General features: G+C 72.8%; 5 protein-coding genes. 3 read left to right on the forward strand and 2 right to left on the reverse strand.

What is annotated here, in order from left to right; translation table 11 throughout:
• Together pseG and P409_RS28990 are read right to left on the reverse strand one after the other, a co-directional pair.
• Window positions 1–909: UDP-2,4-diacetamido-2,4,6-trideoxy-beta-L-altropyranose hydrolase (gene pseG / locus P409_RS28985; RefSeq protein WP_034846610.1), on the reverse strand; the 909-nt coding region annotated here is incomplete at its 3' end.
• On the reverse strand, window positions 893–1,216 hold the full coding sequence (locus tag P409_RS28990) for a cupin domain-containing protein (RefSeq protein WP_034846601.1): 324 nt from the start codon (window positions 1,214–1,216) through the stop codon (window positions 893–895). The genes P409_RS28990 and pseG, both read right to left, overlap by 17 nt.
• Window positions 1,217–1,337: 121 nt before the next feature.
• On the opposite strand from P409_RS28990, the gene P409_RS28995 reads away from it, so the two are divergent.
• From P409_RS28995 to P409_RS29005, 3 genes are all read left to right on the forward strand, one after another.
• Window positions 1,338–2,255 (forward strand): substrate-binding domain-containing protein, encoded by a 918-nt coding sequence (locus tag P409_RS28995; protein WP_034846603.1) that lies wholly within the window; start codon window positions 1,338–1,340, stop codon window positions 2,253–2,255.
• Between the two features lie 287 nt (window positions 2,256–2,542).
• Entirely contained in the window at window positions 2,543–3,487 is a 945-nt protein-coding gene (locus P409_RS29000; protein WP_034846605.1) for an ABC transporter permease, read from the forward strand.
• The coding region (locus P409_RS29005) for an FGGY family carbohydrate kinase (protein ID WP_034846607.1) at window positions 3,484–3,813 on the forward strand (330 nt) is incomplete at its 3' end. The genes P409_RS29000 and P409_RS29005, both read left to right, overlap by 4 nt.

The raw sequence follows: 3,813 nt of genomic DNA on the forward strand, positions 1-3,813 counted from the left end.
GTCCAGCGCCGTCGCGTCGCCGGCCAGCGCGACGATGCCCGAGGCGGCCAGGGCCTGCGCCGTCGGTCGCTGGTTGTCGGCCAGGGTGACGGCCAGCGTCGGCAGGCCGAGGCAGCAGCGCTCCCACGAGCTGCTGCCCATCGCCCCGATCGCCGCGTCGGCCTGCAGCATCGCCTGCGCCATATCATCCAGCCCGACATGGCAGCGGAAGCGCGGATCCGCGTCGGCGAGCGCCCGCACCCGGTCGATGCTGGGCGCCGCCGGCCCCAGCACCACCTCGGCCCGCGCGAAGCCGGTGATCGTCGCCAAGGCGGCGCAGACCCGGCCGGTGATGCCGCCGACATCGGTCAGGCCCAGCGACACCAGGATCGTTTCCGGCCGTCCCGTTCCCTGGCGCCGCTCCAGCGCTGCCGGCCGGAGTGCCGCGAAATCCGGGCGCAGCAGGGCGTAGTCCAGGCCGACCAGCCGCCGGCATCCGGGCGGCACCAGCCCGTCATAGGCGGAGGCGGCGGCGCCGAAATTCTGGTTCAGCAGCAGGTCGCAGCGATGCGGCGCCGCCGCGAGGTCGTCGATCACCAGCAGCCGGCGGGTCGCCGCGGCGAAGGCCTGCTCCTCCGGCGCCGTCCAGCGGTAGAGATCGCACACTGCCGCGTCGGCGCCGTCCGGCCAGGCCGCGCGGAGTCCCGCCACCGCCGCGTCGGGATCCGGCCCGACCACGCGGCAGTCGGCGCCGGACAGGACCGGGACCACGGCCGCGGCCTCGCCATTCACCAGGAACAGGCAATCGGCGCCGCGATCCGCCAGCGCCCGGGCCAGGGACAGGCAGCGCATGGCATGACCGCCGCCGATCGCCCCCGACGCATCCAGCCGGAAGGCGACGCGGGGCCTGCTCTCAGACGGTCCAGCCATCGAGGGCGCCCGGCCGCTTGATCTCGATCTCGACGAAGGCGATCGGGTGCGGCGAGCCGTTCATCACGTCATGGCGGATGCCGGCGGGGCGCATATAGGACTGGCCCTCGCCCAGCGGCACGTCGATCTCCGCCTCGCCATTGTGGATCCGCAGCGTGCCGGCCCGCAGCATGATCACGAAATAGGGATAGCCGTGCTGGTGCCAGCCGGTGGCGGCGCCCGGCTCGAAGTCCCAGCACGTGATCCGGACGGTGTCGTCGTCCTGCTGCACGGTCGGCACCGCCCGCGGCGCGTTCTGAAAGCCCATGATCTGCTCCGACTCAGCCGGCGTCACAGTGCGGGCTGGGTCCGCCGCAGGCAAGCGGCACGGTCGTTGTCAGCCCCGGGCGGAGGGGCTAGACAGGCGGAAACGCAGGAGGGGGCGGACGATGCGGGGATGGATCGGGGCGCTTGCCTCGGCGGTCATGATCGGAATGGCCGTTCCGGCGGCGGCCGAGACGGTGTCGGTGCTGACGCCCTATCTCTCCGCCGTCGCCACCGGCGAGATGGTGGAGACCTTCAAGGCCGATGCCGAAAAGCGCGGCTGGACCGTCTCGGTGGTCGACACGGCCGGCGATTTCGGCGCCCTGGCCAGCCGGGTCGAGGATGTGGTCAACGCCCGCGCCGGTGCCATCGTGCTGGTGTCGATCAACCCGGCGCAGATCCAGGACCAGGTCGGCAAGGCCGCGGCGGCCGGCATCCCGGTCTTCGCCATCGACGGCGCGACCGGGCCGGGGGTGACGCTGAACGTGACCTCGGACAACCACGCCCTCGGCAAGACCATGACCGACTTCCTGTTCGGCCGGCTGGGCGGCAAGGGCACGATCGTCCGCTTCTTCCATTCGGCCCATCCCGGCGTGCACCAGCGCGAGATCGCGCTGGACGAGGCGCTGCAGGCCACGCCGGGCATCCGCCAGGCGGCCGACCACTACGTCCAGGTGCCAGGCCAGATCGACGACAGCCGCAACGCCATGGACGCGATGCTGGCCGCCAACCCGGCGCCGGGCGCGATCGACGCCGTCTGGGCGGCCTGGGACGAGCCGGGCATCGGCGCCCTGCTGGCGCTGCAGGCGGCCGGACGGACCGACATTGTCATCGCCGGCATCGACGGCAACCCACAGGCGGTCGACCTGATCCGGCAATGCACGCCCTTCATCGCCACGGTCCGCCAGAACTTCGCCGAGATGGCGACGATCACGGCCGGGCAGATGGCCAAGGTCTTCGCCGGCGGCAAGCCCGACGCGGCCGAGCTCTACGCCCCCGGCACGCTGATCACCCGCGACAGCCTGGGCGTGACCTGCCCGTGAGAGCTGTTCGGGCCATCGCCGTCGGTCAGACCCGTCCCTTCCATCCTCCCCCTCCCCTTGCGGGAGGGGGCAAGGGGGAGGGGTTTGGCGCCGACGGGACGATATCGAGCGTCGCCACCGGCCCCGCAGAAGTTCCGGCAACGCCGCGCCGGCTTTCATCATCGACACCCCCTCCCCTACCCCCTCCCGCGGGGGGAGGGGGAGTGTGGAAGAGACGCGCCGGTTCGGGTGGCCGAACTCTCGGAAGGTCTCGCGCGCCAGCGGACAGTTCCTCCGGAGATCGGACCATGGCCACTGAGGCCCGGCTGATCGAGCGCTTCGGCACGCCGGCGGCGCTCGCCGTGATCGTGCTGGGCTTCGCCCTGGCGCGGCCGGACGCCTTCGCCACCGCTGCCAACCTGCTGAACGTCACCCAGCAGATGGCGATCCTGGCGATCGTCGCCGCCGCCGCGACCCTGGTCATGGTGATCGGCGAGTTCGACCTGTCGGTCGGCTTCATCGCCTCGCTGGCCGGCGTGCTGGTGGTCAAGCTGCTGGCCGCCGGCACCGGCATCGCGCCCGCGATCCTGCTGACGCTGCTGGCCTGCACCGCCATCGGGGCGCTCAACGGGCTGGTGGTCCGCGGCCTCAGGGCGCCGTCCTTCATCGCCACGCTGGCGCTGGGCACCATCGCGTCCGGCATCGCCTATTGGCTCTCCGGCGGCGCCAGCCTGTTCCAGGGCATCCCGCCGGGCTTCACCGCACTCGCCCGGACTCCGCTGGGCCTGGTGCCGGTGCTGACGCTGTGGATGCTGGCGGTGCTGCTGGCGGCCGGCGGCACCCTGGCGCTGACCGTGTTCGGCCGGCGGCTGATCGCGATCGGCAGCAACCGCGAGGCGGCGCACCTGTCCGGCGTGCCGATCGGCCGGCCGGTGGTCGTGGTCTTCGCCCTCTCCGCCGCCCTGTCCGGCCTGGCCGGAGTGCTGCTGGCGGCGCGGCTGGGCAGCGTCCAGCACACCATGGGCGAGAGCCTGCTGCTGCCCGCCTATGCCGCCGTGTTCCTCGGCATGACCGCGTTCCGCGGCGGCCGCCCCAACATCCTGGGCACCGCGGTCGGCGTCGCCATCATCGCGGTGCTGGCGAACGGGCTGACCATCCTCAACATCGATCCCTTCTTCCAGAAGATGGTCACCGGCGCGATCATCATCGCCGCGGTGATGTTGCGCCGCTTCGGCATGGCGGCGGCGCGATGAGCATCCTCCTGGTCTTCGATCTCGGCACCACGGCGCTGAAGCTGGTGGCCTTCGGCGAAGATGGCCGCCCCGCCCGGCAGGTCGAGGCGCGCCACCCGACCCGGTCGACGCCCGGCGGCGGGCAGGAGCAGGACCCGGAGGATTGGTGGACCGCCGCCGTCACCGCCTGCGCCGTCCTGCCGGCGGCGATGCGCGACTCGGTGCGGGCGATCGCCCTGGTCGGCACCATGGAGAACCTGGTGGCGCTCGACGCCGGGGGCGGCCCGGTGCGCCCGGCGCTGCTGTACAGCGACGGCCGCAGCGGCGCGACCTTCGCGCCGGTCCGC

It is taken from the genome of Inquilinus limosus MP06, from assembly GCF_000767795.1.
In the GTDB taxonomy this organism is placed as follows: Bacteria; Pseudomonadota; Alphaproteobacteria; order DSM-16000; family Inquilinaceae; genus Inquilinus; species Inquilinus limosus_E.